Source organism: Bacteroides cellulolyticus, from assembly GCF_025567135.1.
Lineage (GTDB): Bacteria > Bacteroidota > Bacteroidia > Bacteroidales > Bacteroidaceae > Phocaeicola > Phocaeicola cellulolyticus.
Window position 1 is genome coordinate 23443 of the sequence record NZ_JAOQJJ010000015.1, and the last position, 25701, is coordinate 49143.

Genomic DNA, 25701 nt, shown 5'->3' on the forward strand with positions numbered 1-25701 from the left:
AATTATCGTGTAAGTTCGGTATAAGTCTTCTTGCCAGAAAGCTTACATCTGAAAATAATGGAAAAATTATATCTGTATTTTATTTTTCCAACAGTAGCCTCCTTAAGATTGCACTGGCGCGATGACTGGAATTCATCGCGGAGTTTCAAATAATCATGCCTGGCTTTTATGACTGCTTTAGCATTAGCAAAATCACACTTCAACACGAAGAATAAGGCAGCCATATAATCCAGGGCGCAACGCACGCGCATTACACTTTTCAACTCATGCGAAGGAAGATTTTTATACAACATCAGCAGGTTGTTGCGGAAATTAAGATAAGTCTTGCGCGGATTCTCTTTCTTGAGTGTTGCACCGCCTACATGATAGACAGTACTTGACGGCACACAAACCACTCTATATCCCCTACTGAGGAAACGCCAGCACAAATCTATTTCTTCCATATGGGCAAAGAACTTTCCGTCAAGCCCTCCTACCGACTTGTACAAATTACGTCTGACAAACATTGCAGCACCTGAAGCCCAGAATATATCAATTATATCGTTATACTGACCATTATCCGCCTCTACTGTGTCAAAGACTCTTCCTCTGCAAAACGGATAACCATATTTATCAATAAAGCCTCCTGAAGCTCCCGCATACTCGAATAGCTCTTTATTACGATAGCTTAATATTTTAGGCTGACAGGCGGCAACTTCAGGATTTTCATCCATATACTCCAGTATAGGTTCAATCCAACAGTCGGTTACCTCTACATCACTATTAAGAAGAACTACATACTCCGTATCAACAAAATCCATCACCTTGTTATATCCTTCTGCAAAGCCATAGTTTTCACTAAGACGTATCAATCTTACCGTTGGGAATTCAGATTGCAATATTTCTACTGAATTATCGGTAGAGCCGTTGTCGGCAACACATACGTCGGCCAACAACGGATTAGTATTCTCAATGACTGAAGGCAGAAATGTACGTAACATTTCCGCCCCGTTCCAATTCAATATAACAACAGAAACTTTCTTCATACAGATATGTATTTATTCTCCTGAAATCTTTTAAATTGTTTCAGACAACAGCGACGAACCGTCAGCGTTAAAATCACCTAGTCTGACTTTTACCAGATGATTGTCCAAAACACTATCAGGCTGTAATTCCACTCGAATATAATTATCCGTAAATCCATGCATCGGCATTCCAGGTTTTGAATGTTCTGCCAGGACTACTGCTTCTTTTCCTATATGACGCGAATAAAACTCCTTAAGCTTCGTTTCGGATAGCTCAAGTAAACGTTGGCTTCTTGCATGCTTTTCTTCAGGAGAAACTACATAATCTATTTTCAAAGCCTGCGTACCAGGACGTTCAGAATAACTGAACACATGCAGCTGTGTAACGTCAAGCGAGCTTATAAAATTATATGCAGACCCAAAATACTCCGGAGTCTCTCCTCGAGTTCCAACTATAACATCAACACCTATAAAAGCATCCGGCATCAACTCTTTTATTTTTCTTATTTTTGAAGCAAAAAGATTTGTATCATATCTTCTGCGCATAAGCTTCAGAACTTCATCGCATCCCGATTGCAACGGAATATGGAAATGAGGCATGAATCTCTTTGACTTCGAAACAAACTCTATTATATCGTCTGTAAGCAAATTAGGTTCGATAGACGAAATTCTATAACGCTCTATTCCTTCTACTTCATCAAGCGCCTTAACAAGATCAAAGAAAGTCTCTCCGGTTGATTTTCCAAAATCACCTATATTTACGCCTGTAAGTACTATTTCCTTTCCTCCTTCTGATGCCACTTCCCTTGCCTGTTCCACAAGATCGGAGATTTTACCGTTTCTGCTTCTTCCTCTGGCAAATGGTATAGTGCAATAAGAGCAGAAATAATCACAACCATCCTGAACTTTCAAGAAATATCTTGTCCTGTCACCACGCGAACATGACGGAGAGAATGTACGTATATCTTTTGTTGATGTAGTTATGGCCTCACCATGAGCAGACTTGTTAAGAGTCACAAGATATTTCATCAGATCTCCTTTTTGTTCGGCTCCCAAAACCAGGTCAACACCTTTAATATCGGCAACCGTATCAGGTTTCAACTGTGCATAACATCCTGTAACAATGACATATGCACCCGGATGTGATTTAACCAGCTTATGAATAGCCTGTCTGCACTTTTTATCAGCAACTTCCGTTACGGAACATGTATTTACGACAATGATATCTGCCTTTTCACCTTTTCTGGCAGTTCTAACACCAGCTTCTTTCAAAGACTTCCCTATTGATGAAGTCTCAGCAAAATTGAGTTTACAACCTAATGTGTAATAAACAGCTTTCTTATCCTTGAAAACAGTAGTATCAATCATACAATAAAAATATTTTGCACAAAGTTACGTAATATTTCGTGATTTATAAAGTATAAAAAAACGAACAATGGCGAAGTGTAAAAAAAAGGAAAACAGGTATTGTTAAAAAACAATAAATAGGCTGCATAACATATTTTTTAGCGAAAATATTGGACCAAAAGTGAACAACGTATCAAAAAACTATATATCTTTGCAGCGTCAATTAAGATAACAACATAAGTATTACAGAATTTTAAAAGCAAAAAAGATGAAAAAGTTAGTATTTTTATTCGTTGCATTCGTTGCAGTATCTTTCGCATCATGTGGTGGTAACAAAAATGCAAATGCAGAATCTACAGAAGCTGCTGTAGTTGAAGAAGCTACTCCAGCATGTGACTCAGTATGCTGCGATTCAGCTGCATGTGATTCAGTAGCTTGCGATTCAGCTAAAGCTTGCTGCGACAAAGCTGAATAATTATCAGTAGAATTTTAGGTAAAAAGTTAAAGTCTGTAGGATAACAAAACCCACAGGCTTTTTTTGTGTCCATACTTTTCTATAATGCTTTAATTATAAAAAACAGGAATGTCACAACCAAAACTTTTATAAACAAAAAAATCCCTTTCATTCGAAAGGGATTTTTCATATACTTATGTAATAAGCTTATTATTCTGCTACTACTTCGAAAGGAATTTCTACAGAAACTTCCTTGTGAAGTTTAACAACTGCCTTGTAGTGACCAACTTCCTTAACTGTATCTTTAACAACGATAATCTTACGATCGATGTTGTGACCCAATTTAGCAAGTTCTTCTGCAATCTGAATGTTACCTACTGAACCGTAGATTGCACCTGTTGCACTAACTTTAGTAGCGATAGTCAAAGAAACACCCTTCAACGATTCAGCTACTGCTTCAGCATCTTTCTTAATCTTTTCCAATTCGTGAGCACGCTGTTTCAATTCTTCTGCCAACATTTTCTTTGCTGCCGGTGAAGCGATAACTGCTTTGCCAGTCGGAATAAGATAGTTACGACCATAACCAGACTTTACAGTTACAACATCGTTCTTGTAACCCAAGTTTAATACGTCTTCTTTCAATATAATTTCCATACTTATTCCTCCTTTTTTATTTCATCATATCAGTTACGTAAGGCAATAAAGCCAAATGACGAGCTCTCTTCACAGCCTGTGCAATACGACGCTGATACTTCAATGAAGTACCTGTAATGCGACGAGGAAGGATCTTACCCTGTTCATTCAAGAATTTCTTCAAGAATTCAGGATCTTTGTAATCGATATACTTAATACCACTCTTTTTGAAACGGCAGTATTTTTTCTTCTTAACATCTACTGATGGCGGAGTTAAATATCTGATTTCTGATTGTTGCTGTGCCATGATTAATTTTCCTCCTTTTTAGTTGATTTAACATTTCTTCTCTTTGCAGCGTATTCTGCAGCGTACTTGTCCATCTTGAAAGTCAAGAAACGGATAACTCTTTCATCACGACGGTAGTTAACCTCAAGTTTTTCGATTACAGCTGGTTCAGCTTTAAACTCAATCAACTGATAGAAACCTGTAGATTTCTTCTGAATTGGATAAGCCAATTTCTTCAATCCCCAGTTTTCTTCATTGATGATCTCAGCACCTTCCTGAGTAAGGATTGCCTTGAACTTCTCTACCGCTTCCTTCATCTGAGCGTCAGATAAAACGGGAGTTAAAATGAAAACGGTTTCGTATTGATTCATACTTATTCGTTAATTAAATTATTAATAAAAATTTCAATCGCGGCGCAAAGGTACAACTTTTTATCTAATATACAAACATTTATAGCGTTTTTATTCTATAATTATTTACTAATATATCAGAATAAGTGATTATTATAGGTAATAAGAATACGTATTACGACAATAAGTTGTATATTTGCATAGTTGTATAAACAATAATTATATGATAGAACAATTTAATTTCGACATACAATTAATATTTGCCATTCTTAATGGTAAAGTATCAGCAGCAATAAACAGAAAGCTCATTAGGAATTTCAGGATGAACGGATTGGATATCACTCCGGAACAATGGACGGTACTGATTTTCCTGTGGGAAAAAGACGGAGTGACGCAACAGGAACTCTGCAATGCTACGTTTAAAGACAAACCAAGCATGACCCGACTAATAGACAATATGGAGAAACAACACCTGGTTGTACGCATATCTGACAAGAAAGATAGAAGAACCAATCTGATACATCTGACAAAGGATGGGAAACAGCTTGAGGACAAGGCCAGGCTTGTTGCCAACCTCACACTTAAAGAAGCATTGAAAGGGTTGACTCTTGAAGAGTTAAGCGTAAGCCAGGAGGTACTTCGCAAAATCTTCACAAACACGAAAGATTAACAATATAGAGATGCATGATATTATACGAATTTCATTTTTTTTCGTAAAATAATTTTCACGTATAAAGAATTATGCTTTAATTTGTAACCAATAAACGAATAAACCATAAAAATAGAAGACACACATGAAAAGCTTATTAAAGAATCTGGGAGTAATATTGATTATTATCGGAGCTGTTATCCTGATTGCATGTTTTGCAACTGAAAATGTGAACAACAACACTATTTTGGGAACATCATTTGTTCTTATCATCGTTGGACTTATCAGCTATATCCTGATCAACAAACGCATTACTGATTAATTTACGAAATCAGACAAAATAAAAAGAGGTTATCCTTTCGGGTAACCTCTTTTTATTTTGTCATTTATCATTAAGCTTCCTGCTGTTCTTCGTCAGGAGTAATCAATTTATATCCCTTACCGTGGATATTGATAATTTCGATAGACGGATCCGCTTTAAGGTGTTTACGCAACTTAGTGATATAAACATCCATGCTTCGTGCATTGAAATAATTATCGTCAATCCAGATGTTCTTCAGTGCATAATCTCTCTGAAGGATTTCGTTTGCATGAGAACAAAGCAATGACAGAAGTTCAGACTCCTTAGTAGTAAGTTTAGTCTGCTTATCACCAATAGTAAGCAACTGTTTCTGAGTATCGAAAGTAAAGTTACCAATATTATACATAGTATTTTCCTTAACCTTCTTACCTCTGACACGACGCAAGATTGCCTCAATACGAAGTGTAAGTTCTTCCATACTAAACGGCTTGCTGATATAATCGTCTGCACCAATCTTGAAACCTTCAAGGATGTCTTCCTTCATAGTTTTTGCAGTAAGGAAAATCACAGGCACTTCCGAATTGATCTGTTTGATTTCCTGAATCATAGAGAAACCGTCTTTAACAGGCATCATAACGTCTGTTACAATCATATCATATTTTCCTTTCTGATATCCTTTCACTCCTTCGTCACCATTCAGGAACAGGTCAGCTTCATAACCTTTAGCCTGTAAATATTCTCTCAAAAGCATGCCAAGATTCTCGTCATCTTCGCACAATAAAATACGCATTCTTTCGTCCATATTATTCTTCTTTAAATAAAGGTAATACAATTATAAATTTAGTTCCGACATTCAGTTCACTTTCAGCACGAATGCTTCCGTTGTGATCTGTAATTATCTTCTTAACATAGGCCAATCCAAGACCGAAGCCTTTCACATCGTGCAAATTTCCGGTATGGACTCGGTAGAACTTATCAAATATCTTTTTCAAATTTTCTTTCTTTATACCTATTCCGTTGTCTTCTACTGATATATGAAGCTTGTTAGCCTCATTCCAGGTTCTGACTTTCAGACTTATATCCACATCCGCACGTTTATACTTGACTGCATTGTCAAGCAGATTGAATATCACGTTTGTGAAATGCATTTCGTCAACGAAGATAAACGGGTCTGTAGCTTCAAGCTCTGCATCCAATGTTCCATGACAACTTTCCACCTTCAGCCTGAAAGTATTTATCACTCCGTTCACCAGTTCATTGGCATCAATCTTCTTTTTCTTCAGAGTGGCTTTCTGGCGTTCGAACATTGACATCTGCAATACTTTTTCCACCTGGAAACGAAGACGTTTCGTTTCATCATTTATCACCCCAGATATATGCTTGAACATCACAGGCGATTTTCCTACAGCCGGATCATTAAGCATCTGGGCAGCCAGTGATATGGTAGAGATAGGTGTCTTGAATTCATGAGTCATGTTGTTTATGAAATCATTCTTTATCTCTGTAAGCTTCTTCTGACGGAATATTATATATATAGTAAAAATAAATGTTATCAGAAGTACAATAGTAAAGATTATGGAAGGAATCATAAACTTCACAGAACTGAAAATATAATCATCCATTGTTGGGAAGAATATATTCACATATCCCATTTTTGCCGGAGGATCATTTTCAAACAGCAGTCTGGAATAAATCTTCTCTCCATCATATGCATAGTCCGAACAACGGTATATTTCCTTTCCGTCTCTGTCCGTAACAGTGAAATGATATGGCAAATCCAATCCGTTGTTAAGCAACTCAGATTTGATGAAATGATCCAGCTGCTTGAAATTTATCCTCTCCTTCAGAGGCTTGTCGCTTGCCGTATATAGAATATTGTATATCACTTCATCAAGCAATGCCCTCTGATATACATACCTTTCCTTTATTATCTCCTGCAATGTCCTTGATGTCTGCGGAATATTCTTTCCTGTAGAAATTATCACCTTAGGGACACTTGACGGTCTGTTGGTAATAGTCTTGAATTCGAAAGTGGAATACATACTTCCATCAGGCGATGTTATAGTATATTGGTGATGCTGCTGGAGTATGTCATCGCTTCCTTTTCCCTTATTCAGATTAAACTGCTCAGCCAGACGAGCCGCCCTTTCAGTAGCAGCAACATCTGCTTCAAGATACTTCTTGGTTTCCACCAGTTCAAGATTACGCACGGACTGAACAAGACTGCGGTTTACATTCTCTTCGAATTGTCCACGACGCATCTTAACCATCTCTTCTATGTAACTTACCTGCAAATATAGCAGACTAAGAAAAGACAGAGCCATAATGACTCCTAATATCCATATTGTTGACTTTTTCATGGTGACAAATTTAACAAGCTAATTAATATAATCATCATCAATTAACATGTTTTACACGGGATTTTTTCGTATTTAACAATATCACCTATTTTTAATTAATAAAACCACAAGTAAAAGTCATTTCCTCCGCACTTACTTTACAAAATTAATATAACTTTAAATATATAACAACTAAAAGTGGCGAAAAGTTCATGAAAAGTGAATAAAAAAAAGCCGTATTTTTAAGAAATACGGCTTTTTTATGTATTAAAATATTAACTAACTATCAATCTTCGTTCTTTTCCTGCTCTTCAAATTCCTTCATAAGCTTATTCTGGACATCAGTTGGAACAAGTTCGTAACTTGCAAACTTCATAATGAACGAAGCACGTCCACCTGTCAATGAGCTTAAAGCAGTAGAATAGTTAGACATTTCTTTCAAAGGAACTTTTGCTGCAAGCTTTTCGTATCCCTTTTCGCTGCTCATACCCATAATCATACCGCGGCGTCCCTGCATATCACTCATTACATCACCAAGCTTGTCGCTCGGAACGAAAACTTCCACATCATATATAGGTTCAAGAATCTTAGGACCAGCGTTCTTGAATGCTTCGCTGAAGGCATTACGTCCGGCAAGCATGAACGAAATTTCATTTGAGTCAACCGGATGCATCTTTCCGTCATATACGATAACACGTACGTCGCGTGCATACGAACCTGTCAGAGGTCCCTGTTCCATACGGCTCATGATACCTTTAAGGATAGCAGGCATAAATCTCGTATCGATAGCTCCACCTACAACACTGTTGATGAATACCAGCTTACCACCCCATTCCAAATCAACAGTTTCAGTACTCTTCACATTGATCTTGAATTCCTGACCATTGAATTTATAGACTTCAGGAGTAGGCATACCTTCGTAATATGGTTCCACGATAAGATGAACTTCACCAAACTGTCCGGCACCACCCGACTGTTTCTTATGTCTGTAGTCAGCGCGTGCAGCCTTAGTAATAGTTTCTCTGTAAGGAATCTTAGGTTCCATGAACTGCACTGCAAGTTTCTCATTATTTTCAAGACGCCATTTCAGTGTACGCAAATGGAACTCACCCTGACCATGAACAAGAATCTGTTTCAATTCCTTTGACTGCTCAACAACCCATGTAGGATCTTCCTCGCGCATACGGTTCAGGATAGCCATCATCTTTTCAGTATCTGCCTCATTTTCCGGCTTGATAGCTCTAGTATATTTAGGATTTGGATACTTGATGAAATTGAATCTATTTTCACAATCCTTGCTATTCAGTGTATTGCCAGTCTTAACGTCTTTCAGCTTCACTGTACAGCCTATATCACCGGCTCTCAGTTCTTCCACCTTTTCACGGTTTGCACCTGCACACACATAAAGCTGTGCCATACGTTCCTTCGATCCACGGTCGGCATTATTCAGGTCGTCACCTTCGTGAACAACACCACTCATCACCTTGAAATACTGCACATCACCGATATGAGGTTCAACAGCAGTCTTGAAGAAATAAAGTGAAGTTGGAGCATCAGCCACAGGAGGAACAGGAACACCACGTGTATTGTGAACCACAGGCATTTCGTCAACGAAAGGTACCACGTTACCGAGGAATTCCATCAGACGGCGTACACCCATATCTTTTCCTGCACATACGCAGAACACAGGGAACATACCCCTTGCAGCCAATCCCTTGCGGATACCCTCACGCATTTCGTCTTCTGTAAGCGATTCTGATTCAAAGAATTTTTCCATAAGAGTCTCATCGTGTTCGGCAGCAGCCTCAACAAGTCTCTTGTGCCATTCCATAGCCTTTTCCATTTCTTCAGCCGGAACAGGTTCGATAGTAGGAGCACCACCTTCTGGTCCCCACGAATATTTTTTCATTAAAAGTACATCAATCAACGAATTGAAGTCCGGACCCGTACTGAGAGGATACTGAACCGGAACAACTTTAGAACCATAATTCTCAGTCAACTGTTCAAGCACTTTATCGAAATCGCAGTTAGGCGAGTCAAGCTGGTTAACAAGGAAGATAACCGGTTTACCCAACTTCTCAGTGTAACGGAAGTGATTCTGAGTACCTACTTCAGGTCCGTACTGACCGTTAAGAAGCAATATGGCTGTATCTGTTACATTAAGTGCAGTTATAGCAGCTCCCACGAAGTCATCACTACCCGGACAGTCTATGATATTAAGTTTTTTACCATTCCACTCTACATGATAAACGGTAGAGAATACAGAGTAACCATACTCCTGCTCTACCGGGAAATAGTCGCTGACAGTGTTCTTGGCAGTAATTCTGCCGCGACGTTTTATAATACCACTCTCAAAGAGCAATGCTTCAGTGAGGGTGGTTTTACCTGAGCCATCATTGCCAAGAAGTGCAATGTTTTTGATTTCGTTAGTCTGATATACTTTCATGGTATTCTAGATTAAAAAATTAATAGAATAAAGGATATGCTTTTCATATCTCATTTTTAAGTTGGCGCAAAATAGAAATTTATGTTCAGAAATCCAACTGTTACATTCGTGTTACTAAACTATGTTTTCTGACACATAACGTAATATATCCCTTTAAATCATACGATTAGAGTGTATTTTCAGGATGTAATAAAAAAGAATACTGTTATTATTAAAATCAAAGTAATGTCCAAGAAAAAATATTTCCTTCTAAACATATTCTATAAATACAACTGATATTTATATAAATCACACTGATATTTTTACAAACCACACTGTGGTTTATAAAAACCAAACTTGTATTTATAGATTTTATCCTATTATTTACAAGAAAAAATGCACAGAATACTCTTTTCATACAGGCAATACTATAATTCAGAAAATTCGTACCTTTGCATAAATTCTTAACAATAACATGATATAAATGGCAGGAATTTACATACACATACCGTTCTGCAAAAGAAGATGCATATACTGCGACTTCTTCTCTACTACGGCTTCCGAAAAGAAAAACGAATATATCAAGGCTCTGTGCAAGGAAATAGCCGGAAGAAAAGACTATCTGGGCGATGAAACCATAGACACTATTTACCTTGGCGGCGGAACGCCATCGCAACTGGAAAAGGATGATTTCACAAATATATTCAGAACCATATATGACAATTACAGCGTAAACCCGAATGCTGAAATCACAATAGAAGCAAATCCTGACGACCTGACAGACGAATATGTGGAAATGCTCTCTACCCTTCCTTTCAACCGTCTGAGCATGGGAATACAGACCTTCAACGATGATATCCTGTCTCTTCTGAAAAGACGCCACAACGCACAACAGGCCATAGAGGCTTTCGGCAGATGCAGGAATGCAGGATTCCGCAATATAAGCATCGACCTTATGTACGGACTTCCAGGCGAAAGTATGGATACGTGGAACAAAGATCTTGACACAGCTATCTCGCTGAAACCGGAACATATTTCGGCATATCATCTGATATACGAAGAAGGAACTGTGCTTTACAAACTGAGAGAAGAAAACAAAGTGAAGGAAGCCGACGAGGATTTGAGCAATTCATTGTTTGAAACACTCATCTCACGTCTGAAAGAAAACGGATATGTGCATTATGAGATTTCAAATTTCTGCCGTCCTGGAATGCACTCACGACATAATTCAAGTTACTGGACAGGGATAAAATACCTTGGATGCGGCCCGTCAGCCCATTCATACGACGGATACTCACGGCAATGGAATATTTCGTTACTTGATAAATACATAGAAGGCATAAACAAAGGTTCGGATATATCAGAAATTGAAGAGCTGGACTTATATACCCGCTACAACGATTTCGTAATCACATCAATCCGTACCGCATGGGGAATGCCACTGGATAAGCTTAAAGCCGAATACGGGAACGCTCTTTACGACTATTGCCTGAAGATGGCTCGCCCACACATCAGTCAGGGAACGCTTGAAATAAAGGATAATACCCTGAAACTGACTCAAAGCGGAATTTTCATATCAGACGGAATAATGAGTGACATGCTTTGGGTGGAATAAAAAATGCTCCCCCGATTTATCCATCAAGGGAGCATTTTCATATATATGAATAGTAAAAATTATTACTTAGCCAGGCTATATACTATATCCATGATCTGCTTGCCAAGTTCATCGGCAGCCTCCATAGTAGAAGCTTCAGAATAAACACGGATGATAGGTTCTGTATTACTCTTGCGCAAGTGTACCCATTTATCTGCGAAGTCAATCTTGACACCGTCGATGTCGTTGATTTCCTCATTCTTGTACATTTCCTTAACTTTCAGCAGGATAGCATCAACATCTGTTTCAGGAGTAAGGTCGATACGGTTCTTCGCAATGAAGTATTCAGGATATGTTGCGCGGAGCTCTGTCACCTTCTTGCCTTCGTGAGCAAGGTGGCTCAGGAACAATGCTATACCAACAAGAGCGTCACGTCCGTAATGTGATTCAGGATAGATAACTCCACCGTTACCTTCACCACCGATTACAGCGTTTGTAGCCTTCATCTTTGTTACTACGTTCACTTCACCTACTGCAGACGCATTATATTCCATACCATATTTGCGAGTAACATCGCGCAAAGCACGAGTTGAGCTGAGGTTTGAAACAGTATTTCCTGGAGTGTGCTTCAATACATAGTCGGCAACAGTCACCAATGTATATTCTTCACCATACATTGAACCGTCTTCGCTGATGATAGCCAAACGGTCAACGTCAGGGTCAACAACGAAAGCTACATCATTTCCACCCTTCTTCATAAGTCCCATGATGTCGCTCAAGTTCTTTTCAAGAGGTTCTGGGTTGTGCTGGAAGTCACCTGTTGGCTCGCAGTATAGTTTTTCTACATGCTGAACGCCCAACTGTTCGAGCAACTGAGGAAGGATGATACCACCCACAGAGTTAACACAGTCAATAGCCACACGGAAGTTAGCCTTACGGATAGCCTCAACGTCAACGAGTTTCAAAGCCAATACGCTGTCAATATGGCGCTGGTTGTATGTATTGTTTTCTGTATATTTACCAAGGTTGTCTATGTCGGCAAATGTAAATTCTTCGGCAGCTGCAATACGCAACACTTCATTACCTTCGGCAGCATTAAGGAATTCTCCGTGTTCGTTCAGAAGTTTCAGAGCGTTCCACTGTCTTGGATTATGACTTGCAGTAAGGATGATACCACCGCAAGCACCTTCCATAGTAACGGCAAGTTCTGTAGTTGGAGTAGAAGCAAGGCCGATGTTTACAACATCGAATCCCATACCCATAAGAGTACCGCAAACTACATTCTTCACCATTTCGCCGGAAATACGTGCGTCGCGTCCAACAACGATTTTATTGCTTTTCACAGTTGTTGTCTTACGAATCAGCGTAGCATATGCTGAAGTAAACTTCACAATATCCAACGGATTAAGTCCTTCACCGGCCTGGCCACCTATAGTGCCACGGATTCCGGAAATTGATTTGATTAATGTCATAGATTATATTAATTTAGGTCATAAGTTATTTCATAATAACATGGATAGACATATCTTTGTGCATAATACGTACCTTCACTATGCGGGACAATTAATTTTACACGTGCGATTTTTTCTGAAGGTGGAGCTGATATGTATGATCTCAGCTTCAAGTAAGCAAGAGGAACAAGCCAACCTGACGGAACAGCAGACGTTTCATAACGAAGATACATTTCACTTTGCGCAACATCGGTAAAAGATGCTGAATAAGAACCTGATGATCCCACAGTTGCAAGGAAATTTTCAGAATACGGAGACTTTGTATTATACAACAATGTATCACCGGCACTGATACTAAAATCAGCAACATCCATAATACAGACTTCCATAAATCGAGATGATATTGTATATCTTCCTTCTTTGAGAATTTCCCCGTCACCACGATATTGAATATTCATATACACACCACTTTTGTCGAACAAAACGTACTCATTCTCCTTAGTCACCGTATCATTCTCTATGAATTCTTTTTCAGAGATAACCTTTATATCGTTCTCCAAAATAAATTTGTTGATGGCATCAGCCTCTTCTTCTTTCTGTTCTGCATATGTCTTTCCGTTGTTACAGCTCTGAAGTCCGAAAGACAATACATATACCAATACCGATAAATAGAATAGTTTCTTCATTATTTTAAAAATTTACAGGGCAAAATTAATAAAACTATTTATATCCCCATACTAAATTAGTCGATGTAATAGTTAATTTTGTAGAAAAATATGCTAGGAATCAATTCTTAAGCAGCAGATCTTCATATTTCACAAGTGCCTGCTTGAACAATCCTATAGCTTCGTCCATTGTTCCGTAAAATTCACCGCCTGAAGCATTAAGATGCCCTCCTCCATTGAAGAATTCCTCTGCGACCTTGTTGCAAGGGAAATTACCAACCGAACGCAATGACACTTTTATCATATTCTTTTCTGTATCTTCACGCAAGAAGACAGAGAAACATATACCTTTCATCTGAAGAGGTATATTTACAAATCCCTCTGTGTCACCCTTTACATACTGGAATTTCTTCTGCTCGTCTTTAGTAAGCCATATCAGAGCCGAACGGAACTGATGGAATACTTCCATCTTATCGTAAAGTACATAACCCATCAGACGGAGACGGCCTTCGGAATATGTATTGAATACCTTGCGATAGATATCATCCTTGTCAATTCCTTTAGAAAGGAGCTCGCTGATGATGAAATATATCTCACGGTCGTTAGAGTTATATGTAAACCCTCCTGTATCTGTCATCATTCCGGTATAAATACACTGTGCAGCTTCGTATGTTATATCGTCAAAACATCCCAGACGGCATATCAGACGGAATATCAATTCTGATGTTGAAGATATTTTAGGATGAGAAATTGTAATCTTACAGAATGGTTCCGGATTTAGATGATGGTCTATCATAACCTTACGCGCCTGCGATTCCGCCACAGGTTTTGCCACTGCATCTATTCTCGACAAAGCATTGAAGTCCAGACAGCATATCACGTCAGCCTCGGCTATCAGCTTATCGGCAAACTCGGCATACTTGTCATATCTGATTATATCCTTTGCTCCCGGCATCCATTGAAGGAACTCAGGGAAAGCATTCGGAACTATCACATGCACATTCTTTTCCATTCCGAGCAAGAAATGGTAAAGCCCCAACGATGAGCCCAAAGCATCGCCATCAGGCGAAACATGTGTTACTATAACTATTTTGTCAGCCTTTTCGAAATAGGTTTCTACCTTGTCAATGTTCGCTTGTAAGATTATCTTTGAAAGCATATTTATTGTTTGTGTTAAATTGTTGGCAAATGTACTCTTTTTTTTCTATTTACAGAAGTATTCTAAAGGAAGCTTGAGCGGATTTTTCAATACATCTTATATTAAGCCTCTCGCATTCCTGTTTCAAAAACCTCCTGTATCTTTCACTTATCGAACCATCTATTATCACATTTTTTATCTTAAACAGACCGGACAACCCTGTAATGTTTCCCTCAAATCCCTTACATATATATACATAATCAAGTACAGCAAGTTCCGATGTACCGGCAAGCCGTATGTTTTTCCAGCGACCGGAGTCCATCACCCCTACTCTAATTCCATTTATCTCATGAAGCCCGTTTCCGGACGTAACAGTATCAAGATTTTTACCATTTCTGATATACAGACCGGAACGTGCAAAAAACAATGACGGAGCATCATCCGTCCGTATCTTATAGACTTCAATAATGGCAATAATGCAAAGAATGGAAAGTATCTTCAATAAATCTCCAGGACGACGCTTCTTCAAAAATACATATAGTATCAACAAAAGAACTGAAAACAGAAGGACCTGAAGTTCATTGAAACTGACGGAAGTAATCTGTGAGCCTTGCATTCCATGAACAAACTGCATCGAAGCGTTCAGTATCCCGGTCACTCCATCCAACAGCCAGACACAAACATTCCCTACCATAGGTATATACGAGAATAATAAAGAAGCCATAGTAAGCGAAAGGATACAAACCGCCAATGGCCCCACCACTATATTAGCTATTAGGAAGTATGTTGGGAAAGTTCCGAAATAATATAATATAAGAGGCAATGTACCCAACTGTGCAGCCATAGAAACAGACATTGCGCCCCATAAATAGCGTATCAACCTGTTTGAACTCTTTATCCATCCGAAAATGAGCGGATAGAAAAGAATAATGGAAAGCACTGCTACAAACGACAGCTGAAAACTTATATCGAAAAGATACATTGGGTTATATACCAGCATTACGAATGCTGTCAACGACAACGAAAAGAATCCGCAAAAACCGTTTTCCACCAGAACCGATGCCACCAGATAAAGCGTACACATAGTAACTGCCCTTACTACTGAGGGACTAAGACCGGTGATAAATGCAAATATCCATAGAACCGTCGCCACAGCAAGTGACTGAACGATTCTTCCTCCTCTCAATTTTCTGAGAGGCCACAATAAAAGATAAAGAATACCCGACAATATTCCGACGTGCAATCCTGACAATGCCAGTACATGACTTGTTCCCGCCGCACTATACACAGCTTTTAACTCCGGAGTAAGCTCACTCTTGTCGCCAATTGTCAAAGCTGAAACTACAGCCAGTTCATTATCGCCCATGTCCCAACTTTCAAACTTCCCAGCGATGATATCCCTACATCTCAACGCTATGTGCCTTATTGATTGCGGATGTTCAACTCTGACGGCTTCCCAATTGCCGGAGAAAGCCAATGCTGTTCCGGATATTCCTTTGGTGAAAAGGTACCTTTCATAATCAAATCCCATAAATTCGATATCGGAAAGCGGTTTGGATATGGCTGAATAAAAAACAATACCGTCACCGCACTGGGGAATATATGTCGCAGAATCCGGAATATAATATAAAAGAATATTCCGGTTAATTGACTTTCCGTATATACTGTCGGCTGTTGAAGGAATTGCAAGGTTAACCCTTACTTCTGAACATAAGGTTTTGCCACGAACTTCAGGAGTGGTTTCTACCACGCCATAATAACACTGTTCCTTGTCACTCCACTCATATTCTATATTTTTCCTTTTCTGAACAATCAGTATTCCACCTATAAGAAAAAAGCATGCGGAAACTATAACTCCTAAAGAATAATTCAGACGAAGAGTCCTGAATTTAATCACCACGGAAAAGAACAATGGCAAAAAGACTGCCCAAAGTACGAGAAGTAAAAACCGTAAAGACACATCCGGCAGAAACCTGTCGAAGAAAAAAATTCCGGCTGCCATAAAAACTGCCAACCGGAATAAGGGATAGTTAACCAAATAGGAATTTCTCTCCAATCTGAGCAATTATAGGTTTTTCATTTTATGAATCATGTCTATCATGTCCGGAGCCTTGAAAATGGCATTTCCTGCCACAAGCACATCAGCACCGGCATCGACCAGCTGTTTACCTGTCTCCAAATTTACACCGCCATCCACCTCTATCAATGCTTTTGAATCTGTTTCTTTTATCAATTCTCTTAACTGACGGACTTTATTCAGAGTATTTGGAATAAATTTCTGTCCTCCGAAACCCGGATTTACACTCATAAGAAGAACCATGTCAAGATCGGCAATAATATCTCTCAGTGCATACACCGGAGTAGCAGGATTAAGTGTGACACCGGCTTTCATGCCATTGTCTTTTATCATCTGTATCACACGATGAAGGTGCGGACAAGTTTCATAATGTACATTCATCATCATTGAACCCAAGGCCTTTACTTCTTTTATGAACTTTTCGGGCTGTACAATCATAAGATGAACGTCAAGAGGTTTGTTGCAAAGTCTGGACACGTATTCCAGGACAGGGAAGCCGAATGATATATTTGGAACGAATACTCCGTCCATTATATCAATATGCAACCAGTCCGCCTCACTGCGGTTAATCTTGTCCAAATCATCTTTCAGACAACCGAAATCGGCCGACAGCAAAGATGGAGAAATCAAAACTTTATTCATTTCAGAACTATTATATATTAGTATAAGAACAAAGATATGAATTCTTTTCCGAAATAAAAAATACGAGGCATGGCTAATATTGTTTAGCGACATCACAAGACCACAAAAAATAAGTGAACAAGACATGAACGTCTGTGCGTTCAGTACTTGTTCACTACTTTTCACTTGTTGTTCAAATAAGATATATAGAGTTATTATTTGTTCAGGTTAAACCTTAATCCCAACTGAAGATTAAAGTTGAAAGGCTTGTCCTTGCGGATAGTTATAATGTCCGTATTATCGTCAAAATAATATATCATACCCGGTTCAAGATACAGGCTCAACAATTTATTGAAGTTTGCCTGCAAACCTACCGATGCGAGAACAGAGAATTGCAACGGTTTCACATCCAGCTTCTCATTTCCGAAACTTTTCCTGTTATTATCATCCACGCAAACTGTCTCTACCGAACCTGAAACACACTTCTCCATCATACCGCCTGCCGAAGCATAAAAAGAGAAAATGCTATTGCTCCATACAGAACGCTGCACCTTCAAAGGGATACCCACATAATGAAGCTTTTGCTTATCTTCGATATATGATTTTGCCCCTGAGCGCAATTCAGAATAAAGGTAAGTATAATTAAGTCCGGACTCCAACGCCCAATCCTCATTCAGATTCCATTTGACTGATGCTCCTACAGTGACCGGCATATGATGTTTTATATCCGTATATGTCTGTCTTCCCATGTTATTGAACAACATCTGACTGTATGAAGCCGTTGCATCAGAAACCTCACCTACCACAACATCGTTTACCTGCGATACAGACTTTGTAGGTATAGCCAGACGAGACATACCACTGAAACTGTTACTTGAAGAATAAGGTATATTGCCTGTCATCACCCCAAGCTGAACGCCGCCACCTTTACTGCGTTTACTATCCGACATAGCCAGATAAGAAGCATTGCGTCTCACTGTTTCACGGTCTTCCCTCATTCTTTTCATTCTGTTCTCCTTTACCGAAGCTTTATCCTCTGTATCGGCTTCTTTTTTAAGTTCTGAATCCGTGCTTTCAGTGTCAACAGTCTGTATATTTTCAGATAGAGCAATGCGGGCAACGTTCAGACTATCGGCATTATTACCTGAAGCCAAGTTTACAATGGTTTTCGGTGAATAATTTACAGCCTCAGCTTGTAACTGTTTGTCACTACTCTCCACAGTCTGAACCTCCTGGATGACATTATCGGATTTATATTCCTGACGTATTTCATTATTATCTGTCAATGCCGAATTTACCTCTTTCAATTCGGAATCGGTACTCCAATACCATACCGAAACACTTGATATCGCCAATACCAAAGCGGCAGCTGCGGCAACAGACGTCCATTTTCTCCACATCGGTATAACCTTTGGAGCCGGAGTCGATATTTCAGATTCTATCTTCTCCCATAAGCCAGCAGGGAGAGGCTCCGAATAGTTGTCCATCCGGCTACGAATATCATTTATCCATTTGTCTTTCATTTCATTCATAAGCTCTTCCTGTATTCATTAATTTTTTTCATTAACAATGTCTTTGCTCTATAAAACTGCGACGACGAAGTATGTTCTGATATACCAAGCATGGCAGCTATCTCCTTGTGGCTTTTCTCTTCGAATACGAACAGATTGAAAACCGTTCTATAGCCGTCCGGCAATTCCTTTATCATCCTCATTAATTCCTTGTTCGGAATATTGTTCACATCACCATCATCGTCAAGCTGCGTATCGGGCAATTGCTCCACCAAGGTTTCCTGTTGCATCTGAACATTTTTTTTTCTCAGATAGCCAAGCGCCTCATTCACCATCACCCTGGAAAGCCAAGCCTTTAACGAACCGTCGCCAAAGAACTTAAACTGGCCTATAGACTGATATATCCTAATCATGCCATCATGAAAAACGTCCTGGGCTGTATCACGGTCGCCAATATACCGAAGACATATAGCCAATAGCTGACCACCATAAACCTCATAAAGCCGTTTTCTGGCATACGGGTCCGCATCCACACATTTTAAAGCTAATTCTTCTTCGGTCATATTTGATTTTTTGTTCTAATTATATAATGTAGTGATAGCAAAATTACTGCTTTATGTAACACAATTTTTTTTATTCTTTTTTTTTAACATGAATATATGCAGTAATCAACACTATGACACATTTTCAAGACAAAGAATCGTAAATCACACATAATATGAAACTTAAACATAAAATAATCAGTATTATCGGACTTTGCGCTTTTGGTATTTATATGTCATCATGCCTTGACAACGAGAAATACCCGGAACTGCATTCCACAATGGGAACAATCACCGATATAGAGACCCCGTCAATAGAATCCGACTCTTATGGAAAACTCTTACCGCAAAACCCTGATATTATAAAGATGTATGATGCTGACAGCATAGGACAAAGGGTTCTTGTCAGTTTAAGCTTTCCTAACGCTGAAGAAAAGAATAAAGAAGATTCAGGAAAAGAAGTTACTATATACGATTTTTATAAGGTGCTGACCAAAAAGGCAAATGATACAAGAAATCAGGACAGCGAGCCTATAGAGAATTTCGGAGAAGATATAATAAACATAACAAGTGCCTATATAAGCAAAGAGCACTTGAATATTGAGTTTAATATAAATGGCAATAATGAAACAATCCCTCACCGTATCAGTCTGCTTCTTACAGAAGAAACAAAGATAGACGATGAAGGATTGGTATATGTGGAGTTAAGACATAACAAAAACTCCGACTATGGAAACAAACTCTACTGGGGAGTTGTTTCATACACATTATCAAGTATTCCTGAATACAATGACACTGATTTTAAAGGATTCAGAATATCTTACATGAGTTCAGACAACACTAAATCGGAAATTACAGTAAAGAAACAGGAATCAAATCAGGGTAGTGCTGTCAGAAGCATGAAATCCACGCAGGAAATCGGCAACAGGCATTCTCTTTTTGCCGGCCAACTGCAATGACAACACATTGACATATCCATCTGTTGAAGCAACATGCAGATAAGTTTTATTGTCTGTAACTATGCTTCCTGATTTATATTCATGATTGCAGAAAATCTTTTCTGTCTCAAATATCTTCAGCATGACCGGAGCTGAATCGCCCTGATGAAGTTCCGTCCATGCTGCCGGATATGGCGACAATCCTCTTACGAAGTCATACACTTTCTTTACTCCGGCATTCCAGTCTATACGGCATGTTTCCTTGAAAATCTTAGGAGCCGGACGCAATTCTTCAACTTTTACCAGTTCTTCCTGAGGAGTGGTCTTCACATTTCCTTCAAGTATTGCATCAACAGTTTTCAAAACCAAGTCACCTCCAAGCATCATCAGCTTGTCATAGACTACTTCCACATTGTCTGTATCGGCGATAGGCACTCTTACCTGGTCTATAATCTCGCCGGTGTCTATCTCATGTTTCAGGAAGAATGTTGTTATACCGGTTTCTGTATCACCGTTTATCACAGCCCAGTTTATAGGAGCAGCTCCTCTGTATTGAGGAAGCAATGATGCATGCAGATTGAATGTTCCCATAGGAGGCATGTTCCATACCACTTCAGGCAACATTCTGAAAGCAACGACAATCTGCAAATCGGCCTTCAACGAACGAAGTTCCTCTACGAAAGCCTCATCTTTAAGCTTCTCAGGTTGTAACACCTTCAATCCCTGCGACACCGCATACTGCTTTACCGGACTAGGCTGAAGGACACTGCCATGACGTCCCATTGGTTTGTCAGGCATAGTAATCACAGCCACAACGTTATATCCACCTTCCACAAGTCTGCGCAAGCTTTCAACCGCAAACTCTGGAGTACCCATATATACTATACGCAAATCTTTCTTTTCCATAATCATAAGTTTATTCTGCCGAGAAGTCAACAAGCACCTGACGGTAAGTGTTAAGCATCTTCGACTTAGAAACAAATCCTTTATATTTATTATCCTCATCAACTACCGGAAGATTCCAGGCCTTTGTAGAATCGAATTTCTCCATCACCTCTTCCATGGAATCCGTAGTGACAAGTTTGGCCTTCGGAACAGTCATAAAACTTTCCACAGTATATCTGTGATACAACTCCTGACGGAACATTATATTCCTTATGTCGTCAAGATTGACTATTCCTATGAGCTCGTCATTGGCATCTATCACAGGGAACATGTTTCTGCTGGATTTTGAGATAACCTTCACCATCTGTCCCAAATCCATTTCAGGTTTTACGGTAAGGAAATCTGTTTCCATTATGCTCTCTATATTCATCATTGTAAGCACAGCCTTGTCCTTGTGGTGTGTGATAAGTTCACCTTTCTTTGCCAGACGCATGGAATAGATACTGTGTGGCTCGAACACCTTAATGGTGAGGTATGCAAAAACCGAAACTATCATAAGCGGAAGGAACAATCCGTATCCTCCGGTAAGTTCGGCAATAAGGAATACACCGGTAAGCGGCGCATGCATAACCCCGGACATAAGTCCAGCCATACCCATAAGAGCAAAGTTTTTCTCAGGAATATACGTACTTCCTATATTGAATTCATTGCATAAATGCGAAAATACAAATCCGGCTATACATCCCAGGAACAGACTTGGTGCAAATATACCACCGCATCCTCCACCACCATTGGTCGCACTTGAAGCAAATACCTTGAACAGGATGATAAGCAACAGATATACCACTAAAAGACTACTATGTCCATAGAACAATGAATTATTCATCACCGTATCCCATTCGGCGCTCGACGTTCCGTTAAGAAGAAGGGAAATAGTGTCATAACCTTCACCGTACAGAGGCGGGAAAAGGAATATCAGCACACTAAGCATTATACCGCCAAGCACAAACTTGGAGTAAGGACTTGAAAATCGTCTGAAAATATTCTCTATCCAGTTCATGGAACGTGTGAAATACCATGCTATCAAGCCGCAGAACACTCCCAAGGCTATAGCATAAGGAATACGCTCAAGGGCAAAAGGATAATCAAGTGTAAACTGGAACATAGCCTCTGTTCCTGTGAGCAGATAAGACATACATGCCGCCGTAACACTTGAAATCAGCAATGGCAACAAAGAAGCCATTGTCAGGTCGAACATAAGAACTTCAAGCGTAAACACCAATCCGGCTATAGGTGCCTTGAATATTCCTGACACAGCACCTGCGGCACCACAACCTAAAAGCAACATAAGAGTCTTATGATCCATACGGAACATGCTTCCAAGGTTAGAACCTATGGCAGAACCGGTAAGGACTATAGGCGCCTCGGCACCGACAGATCCACCACAACCGATGGTTATTGCTGACGCACATACGGACGACCATACATTATGTCCCTTTATCCTACTCTGACGACGCGAAATGGCATACAAAATCTTAGTCACACCATGACTGATATCATCGCGAACAATATATCTGATGAACAGTCCGGTTATGAAAATTCCGGCTACCGGATAGACCAGATACAGCCAGTTGGCACCTGTTGTATCAAAGTTTTCAGTAAGGAATTCCTTTATATACTCTACAAGGAATTTCAGGACAAAAGCAGCCAGAGCAGTAAAGATACCTACCAGGAAACTAAGTATGAGTATGAACTGCTTATCGGTGATATGCTTTTCTCTCCACTTTAGAAAACTCTGCAAAAAAGAAAATTTTTCCTTAGTCTTCATTCTCCAGCAAATTTATATCAACTATTCTCTGATAACTTTTACAGTACCACCCTTTCCGAGCTTTATTATACTTGAAGGTTTTGCAGGACCGGTCTCATCTCTTCTGTAATCTACGATGTAGTCAACCGCATTCTTTATTTCCTCGCTTATTTCACTGAACACAGCTGGTGCAGGCTGACCGCTTATATTCGCAGATGTAGAAACAATAGCTTTCTTGAATCTGAAACACAGCTGTTTTGAAAATTCCTCTGATGTAACCCTTATACCCACACTTCCGTCTTCTGCAATAAGATTAGGTGCCAGATTTCTGGCTCCGTCGTAAATTATAGTAAGCGGTTTTGTAGTCATATCTATAAGATCCCATGCTACACTAGGAACATCGCTTACATAAGATTCCACTTTTACAGGACTATCTACAAGCACCAGCATAGCTTTGCTGTCTGCCCTGCGTTTAATTTCGAAAACCTTCTTTACCGCTTCTTCATTTGTGGCGTCGCAACCTATACCCCACACTGTATCTGTAGGATATAGAATAACTCCACCTTTGTACATGACGTCGCATGCCTTTTTAATTTCATCGTTCATCATAAGCCCAATATAATTATTTATGTGTCTGAACTATCTGTGTCGGAGCCATTTCCGCATTACGCTTTTCTGTCTGCTCCACCACATTCTTGGCAAGTTCTATAAATGCCTGGCCTGTTATAGAATCCTCATTGAGAGCTACAGGAGTACCGTTGTCTCCACCTTCGCAAATGCTCTGTACGATAGGAATCTGTCCCAACAAAGGAACATTCAGTTCTTCTGCAAGTCTCTTTGTTCCTTCCTTTCCGAACAGATAGTACTTGTTTTCAGGAAGTTCGGCAGGAGTAAACCAGGCCATATTTTCCACCAGACCAAGAATAGGGACATTTACCTTGTCATTCTGATACATATTTATACCCTTACGCGCATCAGCCAGTGCAACTTCCTGAGGTGTACTTACTATCACCGCGCCTGTTATTGCAAGGTTCTGCAATAGAGTGAGATGAATATCGCTGGTTCCCGGAGGAGTATCAAGAACAAAATAGTCAAGTTCTCCCCATTTGGCATCGCCTACAAGCTGTTTCAAGGCATTGCTTGCCATAGCTCCACGCCAAAGTGTGGCCTGCTCAGGACTGACGAAAAATCCTATAGACAAAAGTTCGATACCGTATTTTTCCACCGGTACAATCAAATCACGTCCGCCAACTTCTTCTGCATATGGACGAGCGTCTTCCACCTGAAACATCTTAGGTACGGAAGGACCGAATATATCGGCATCAAGCAATCCAACCTTGTATCCCAATTTAGATAGAGCTACAGCTAGGTTTGCCGCTACTGTTGACTTACCTACACCACCTTTACCGGATGACACTGCAATAACATTTTTCACCTGTGGAAGGAGTTTACCAGGTTCAGGACGTGCCGCCTGCTTGCTTTCAGTGGTGATTGTAACTTCTACTTCTTTCGAAACGTATGTATGGATAGCTGTTTCAGCCGATTTGACTACTGATTTCATAAACGGATCTGTAGGCTTTTCAAAAATAATAGAAAAGCTAACCTTCATTCCGTCAATTCGAAGATTGTCGGCAACCATTTCTGCCTCGACAATATTTTTTCCGTTTCCCGGATAACGCACTGTTGAAAGCGCGTCAAGAATTAATTTTGGATATAGTGTCATATATTTTTTTATTTAAACATCGTTTAAACAGTATTTAAGCACCATTCAAACGCCTATATAGTTTATTTATAGAAAATCTTATTTGCTTGTCTTCAGACCACTTCTTTTGCTGCGGTTATAACTTCTGTAATCATCAAGTTCTATTTCCACGTCCGGTTCCTTCAGTTCACCTTCCTGAGGCAATCTGAACTTGATATACTTGATATTCAAACCTCTGTCAAGCCACTGCTGTTCGTAATAAGTACGAATGCTTAGAATATCATCATCCATACCCGAATGATAAAGATCGTCTGTGATAAACTCCACTGGCAAGTTATTGGCCTCTATCATATATTTTGTATATGTAAACATGAAGTTACTGTCTGTTTTAAGATGTACGATTCCACCCGGAACAAGGAATTTCCTGTATCTTTCCATGAAATAAGTAGATGTGAGACGCTTTGTAGCCTTCTTCATCTGCGGATCGGAGAATGTAAGCCATATTTCGCTAACCTCGCCAGGTGCAAAGAAACGGTCTATAATTTCTATATTGGTACGCAGGAAAGCCGCATTTTTCAATCCTTCGTTAAGAGCCTCTGTTGCTCCTGTCCACATACGTGCCCCCTTTATATCAACCCCGATAAAATTCTTGTCTGAATATCGTCTTGCCAATCCTACGGTATATTCACCTCTACCACAACCCAATTCCAAAACGATAGGATTATCATTTTTGAAGAAATCACGGTTCCAGTTGCCCTTCATTTCAAAGTTCACTTCATCAACCACCGAATACGGATATTCGAACACATGCGGATATTCCGCCATATCTGCAAATTTAGCCAGTTTACCTTTTCCCATGTTGAATAAAATCTTTTACAATGCAAATGTAATTCTTTTCAACGGATTTGACAACAAAACAGATAACCGGAAAATTCTAAAGCCTAATAAAAACACAATAAAGGCAGACAACTGAAAAACAGTC

Annotated in this window: 25 protein-coding genes; 5 read left to right on the plus strand and 20 right to left on the minus strand. The window is 39.5% G+C overall.

Features of this window, described 5'->3' with window-relative positions; genetic code table 11:
* Positions 1–2: 2 nt before the first annotated feature.
* Both OCV82_RS12025 and mtaB read right to left on the minus strand, forming a co-directional pair.
* Positions 3–1025: a glycosyltransferase family 2 protein gene (locus tag OCV82_RS12025; protein WP_154044616.1), complete on the minus strand. Its 1023-nt coding sequence runs from the start codon at positions 1023–1025 to the stop codon at positions 3–5.
* Positions 1026–1055: 30 nt separating this feature from the next.
* The gene (gene mtaB, locus OCV82_RS12030; protein ID WP_154044617.1) at positions 1056–2372 is read right to left on the minus strand and encodes a tRNA (N(6)-L-threonylcarbamoyladenosine(37)-C(2))-methylthiotransferase MtaB; all 1317 of its coding nucleotides are present in this window, start codon (positions 2370–2372) and stop codon (positions 1056–1058) included.
* A gap of 247 nt (positions 2373–2619) precedes the next feature.
* Between mtaB and OCV82_RS12035 the strand changes: the two genes are divergently transcribed.
* The gene (locus tag OCV82_RS12035; protein ID WP_154044618.1) at positions 2620–2826 is read left to right on the plus strand and encodes a hypothetical protein; all 207 of its coding nucleotides are present in this window, start codon (positions 2620–2622) and stop codon (positions 2824–2826) included.
* Between the two features lie 189 nt (positions 2827–3015).
* On the opposite strand, the gene rplI is transcribed toward OCV82_RS12035, so the two are convergent.
* The 3 genes from rplI to rpsF are packed head-to-tail and all read right to left on the minus strand — an operon-like array spanning position 3016 to position 4095.
* The gene (rplI, locus tag OCV82_RS12040) at positions 3016–3459 is read right to left on the minus strand and encodes a 50S ribosomal protein L9 (protein WP_154044619.1); all 444 of its coding nucleotides are present in this window, start codon (positions 3457–3459) and stop codon (positions 3016–3018) included.
* A gap of 16 nt (positions 3460–3475) precedes the next feature.
* Positions 3476–3745, minus strand: a complete 270-nt coding sequence (gene rpsR / locus OCV82_RS12045) for a 30S ribosomal protein S18 (RefSeq protein ID WP_154044620.1) — start codon at positions 3743–3745, stop codon at positions 3476–3478.
* Between the two features lie 2 nt (positions 3746–3747).
* Entirely contained in the window at positions 3748–4095 is a 348-nt protein-coding gene (gene rpsF / locus OCV82_RS12050) for a 30S ribosomal protein S6 (RefSeq protein WP_154044621.1), read from the minus strand.
* A gap of 202 nt (positions 4096–4297) precedes the next feature.
* Here rpsF and OCV82_RS12055 point away from each other — a divergent pair, with 202 nt between their 5' ends.
* Entirely contained in the window at positions 4298–4744 is a 447-nt protein-coding gene (locus OCV82_RS12055) for a MarR family winged helix-turn-helix transcriptional regulator (protein WP_154044622.1), read from the plus strand.
* A 124-nt stretch (positions 4745–4868) separates the two neighbouring features.
* Positions 4869–5045 carry a hypothetical protein gene (locus OCV82_RS12060; protein ID WP_204390761.1) on the plus strand — a complete coding sequence of 59 codons (177 nt, stop codon included), beginning with the start codon at positions 4869–4871 and terminating at the stop codon, positions 5043–5045.
* A gap of 70 nt (positions 5046–5115) precedes the next feature.
* Here the strand turns inward: OCV82_RS12060 and rprY are convergent, their stop codons facing one another.
* The 3 genes from rprY to OCV82_RS12075 form a co-directional block, all read right to left on the minus strand.
* Complete coding sequence (gene rprY / locus OCV82_RS12065) at positions 5116–5826, minus strand: response regulator transcription factor RprY (protein ID WP_154044623.1); 711 nt, start codon at positions 5824–5826, stop codon at positions 5116–5118.
* Between the two features lies 1 nt (position 5827).
* Positions 5828–7384: a sensor histidine kinase gene (locus OCV82_RS12070; RefSeq protein WP_154044624.1), complete on the minus strand. Its 1557-nt coding sequence runs from the start codon at positions 7382–7384 to the stop codon at positions 5828–5830.
* 265 nt (positions 7385–7649) lie between these two features.
* Complete coding sequence (locus tag OCV82_RS12075; RefSeq protein ID WP_154044625.1) at positions 7650–9809, minus strand: elongation factor G; 2160 nt, start codon at positions 9807–9809, stop codon at positions 7650–7652.
* A gap of 463 nt (positions 9810–10272) precedes the next feature.
* Between OCV82_RS12075 and hemW the strand changes: the two genes are divergently transcribed.
* Entirely contained in the window at positions 10273–11403 is a 1131-nt protein-coding gene (gene hemW, locus OCV82_RS12080; protein WP_154044626.1) for a radical SAM family heme chaperone HemW, read from the plus strand.
* A gap of 62 nt (positions 11404–11465) precedes the next feature.
* On the opposite strand, the gene glmM is transcribed toward hemW, so the two are convergent.
* From glmM to OCV82_RS12115, 7 genes are all read right to left on the minus strand, one after another.
* Complete coding sequence (gene glmM, locus OCV82_RS12085; RefSeq protein WP_154044627.1) at positions 11466–12854, minus strand: phosphoglucosamine mutase; 1389 nt, start codon at positions 12852–12854, stop codon at positions 11466–11468.
* An 8-nt stretch (positions 12855–12862) separates the two neighbouring features.
* Entirely contained in the window at positions 12863–13519 is a 657-nt protein-coding gene (locus OCV82_RS12090; RefSeq protein ID WP_154044628.1) for a DUF4827 domain-containing protein, read from the minus strand.
* Positions 13520–13619: 100 nt separating this feature from the next.
* Positions 13620–14657, minus strand: a complete 1038-nt coding sequence (locus tag OCV82_RS12095) for a DHH family phosphoesterase (protein WP_154044629.1) — start codon at positions 14655–14657, stop codon at positions 13620–13622.
* 49 nt (positions 14658–14706) lie between these two features.
* The gene (locus OCV82_RS12100; RefSeq protein WP_154044630.1) at positions 14707–16638 is read right to left on the minus strand and encodes a ComEC/Rec2 family competence protein; all 1932 of its coding nucleotides are present in this window, start codon (positions 16636–16638) and stop codon (positions 14707–14709) included.
* Between the two features lie 63 nt (positions 16639–16701).
* The gene (rpe, locus tag OCV82_RS12105) at positions 16702–17355 is read right to left on the minus strand and encodes a ribulose-phosphate 3-epimerase (protein ID WP_154044631.1); all 654 of its coding nucleotides are present in this window, start codon (positions 17353–17355) and stop codon (positions 16702–16704) included.
* Between the two features lie 194 nt (positions 17356–17549).
* Complete coding sequence (locus OCV82_RS12110) at positions 17550–18866, minus strand: outer membrane beta-barrel protein (protein WP_154044632.1); 1317 nt, start codon at positions 18864–18866, stop codon at positions 17550–17552.
* Entirely contained in the window at positions 18863–19408 is a 546-nt protein-coding gene (locus OCV82_RS12115; RefSeq protein ID WP_154044633.1) for an RNA polymerase sigma factor, read from the minus strand. The genes OCV82_RS12110 and OCV82_RS12115 overlap by 4 nt, the downstream gene beginning before the upstream one ends.
* Positions 19409–19563: 155 nt before the next feature.
* Here OCV82_RS12115 and OCV82_RS12120 point away from each other — a divergent pair, with 155 nt between their 5' ends.
* Positions 19564–20346 carry a NigD1/NigD2 family lipoprotein gene (locus tag OCV82_RS12120; RefSeq protein ID WP_154044634.1) on the plus strand — a complete coding sequence of 261 codons (783 nt, stop codon included), beginning with the start codon at positions 19564–19566 and terminating at the stop codon, positions 20344–20346.
* Here the strand turns inward: OCV82_RS12120 and fmt are convergent.
* The 5 genes from fmt to trmB form a co-directional block, all read right to left on the minus strand.
* Entirely contained in the window at positions 20260–21231 is a 972-nt protein-coding gene (gene fmt, locus OCV82_RS12125; protein ID WP_154044635.1) for a methionyl-tRNA formyltransferase, read from the minus strand. The genes OCV82_RS12120 and fmt overlap by 87 nt on opposite strands.
* A gap of 10 nt (positions 21232–21241) precedes the next feature.
* Complete coding sequence (locus OCV82_RS12130; RefSeq protein WP_154044636.1) at positions 21242–23038, minus strand: chloride channel protein; 1797 nt, start codon at positions 23036–23038, stop codon at positions 21242–21244.
* A gap of 21 nt (positions 23039–23059) precedes the next feature.
* Positions 23060–23623 carry an L-threonylcarbamoyladenylate synthase gene (locus OCV82_RS12135; RefSeq protein WP_154044658.1) on the minus strand — a complete coding sequence of 188 codons (564 nt, stop codon included), beginning with the start codon at positions 23621–23623 and terminating at the stop codon, positions 23060–23062.
* 16 nt (positions 23624–23639) lie between these two features.
* Positions 23640–24740: an Mrp/NBP35 family ATP-binding protein gene (locus OCV82_RS12140; protein ID WP_154044637.1), complete on the minus strand. Its 1101-nt coding sequence runs from the start codon at positions 24738–24740 to the stop codon at positions 23640–23642.
* A 78-nt stretch (positions 24741–24818) separates the two neighbouring features.
* Positions 24819–25577, minus strand: coding sequence for a tRNA (guanosine(46)-N7)-methyltransferase TrmB (gene trmB / locus OCV82_RS12145; protein ID WP_154044638.1), 759 nt, complete (start codon positions 25575–25577; stop codon positions 24819–24821).
* Positions 25578–25701 lie beyond the last annotated feature (124 nt).

Bases quoted from the DNA above. Each gene is read 5' to 3' on its own strand.
- fmt (WP_154044635.1), bottom strand. From the start codon at position 21,231: ATGGAAAAGAAAGATTTGCGTATAGTATATATGGGTACTCCAGAGTTT.
- OCV82_RS12060 (WP_204390761.1), top strand. From the start codon at position 4,869: ATGAAAAGCTTATTAAAGAATCTGGGAGTAATATTGATTATTATCGGA.
- trmB (WP_154044638.1), bottom strand. From the start codon at position 25,577: ATGGGAAAAGGTAAACTGGCTAAATTTGCAGATATGGCGGAATATCCG.
- rprY (WP_154044623.1), bottom strand. From the start codon at position 5,826: ATGGACGAAAGAATGCGTATTTTATTGTGCGAAGATGACGAGAATCTT.
- rpsR (WP_154044620.1), bottom strand. From the start codon at position 3,745: ATGGCACAGCAACAATCAGAAATCAGATATTTAACTCCGCCATCAGTA.
- OCV82_RS12135 (WP_154044658.1), bottom strand. From the start codon at position 23,623: ATGAACGATGAAATTAAAAAGGCATGCGACGTCATGTACAAAGGTGGA.
- rpe (WP_154044631.1), bottom strand. From the start codon at position 17,355: ATGAATAAAGTTTTGATTTCTCCATCTTTGCTGTCGGCCGATTTCGGT.
- glmM (WP_154044627.1), bottom strand. From the start codon at position 12,854: ATGACATTAATCAAATCAATTTCCGGAATCCGTGGCACTATAGGTGGC.
- OCV82_RS12120 (WP_154044634.1), top strand. From the start codon at position 19,564: ATGAAACTTAAACATAAAATAATCAGTATTATCGGACTTTGCGCTTTT.
- OCV82_RS12055 (WP_154044622.1), top strand. From the start codon at position 4,298: ATGATAGAACAATTTAATTTCGACATACAATTAATATTTGCCATTCTT.
- OCV82_RS12035 (WP_154044618.1), top strand. From the start codon at position 2,620: ATGAAAAAGTTAGTATTTTTATTCGTTGCATTCGTTGCAGTATCTTTC.
- OCV82_RS12130 (WP_154044636.1), bottom strand. From the start codon at position 23,038: ATGAAGACTAAGGAAAAATTTTCTTTTTTGCAGAGTTTTCTAAAGTGG.
- rplI (WP_154044619.1), bottom strand. From the start codon at position 3,459: ATGGAAATTATATTGAAAGAAGACGTATTAAACTTGGGTTACAAGAAC.
- OCV82_RS12025 (WP_154044616.1), bottom strand. From the start codon at position 1,025: ATGAAGAAAGTTTCTGTTGTTATATTGAATTGGAACGGGGCGGAAATG.
- mtaB (WP_154044617.1), bottom strand. From the start codon at position 2,372: ATGATTGATACTACTGTTTTCAAGGATAAGAAAGCTGTTTATTACACA.
- hemW (WP_154044626.1), top strand. From the start codon at position 10,273: ATGGCAGGAATTTACATACACATACCGTTCTGCAAAAGAAGATGCATA.
- OCV82_RS12090 (WP_154044628.1), bottom strand. From the start codon at position 13,519: ATGAAGAAACTATTCTATTTATCGGTATTGGTATATGTATTGTCTTTC.
- OCV82_RS12095 (WP_154044629.1), bottom strand. From the start codon at position 14,657: ATGCTTTCAAAGATAATCTTACAAGCGAACATTGACAAGGTAGAAACC.
- OCV82_RS12070 (WP_154044624.1), bottom strand. From the start codon at position 7,384: ATGAAAAAGTCAACAATATGGATATTAGGAGTCATTATGGCTCTGTCT.
- OCV82_RS12140 (WP_154044637.1), bottom strand. From the start codon at position 24,740: ATGACACTATATCCAAAATTAATTCTTGACGCGCTTTCAACAGTGCGT.
- OCV82_RS12115 (WP_154044633.1), bottom strand. From the start codon at position 19,408: ATGACCGAAGAAGAATTAGCTTTAAAATGTGTGGATGCGGACCCGTAT.
- OCV82_RS12075 (WP_154044625.1), bottom strand. From the start codon at position 9,809: ATGAAAGTATATCAGACTAACGAAATCAAAAACATTGCACTTCTTGGC.
- rpsF (WP_154044621.1), bottom strand. From the start codon at position 4,095: ATGAATCAATACGAAACCGTTTTCATTTTAACTCCCGTTTTATCTGAC.
- OCV82_RS12100 (WP_154044630.1), bottom strand. From the start codon at position 16,638: ATGGCAGCCGGAATTTTTTTCTTCGACAGGTTTCTGCCGGATGTGTCT.
- OCV82_RS12110 (WP_154044632.1), bottom strand. From the start codon at position 18,866: ATGAATGAAATGAAAGACAAATGGATAAATGATATTCGTAGCCGGATG.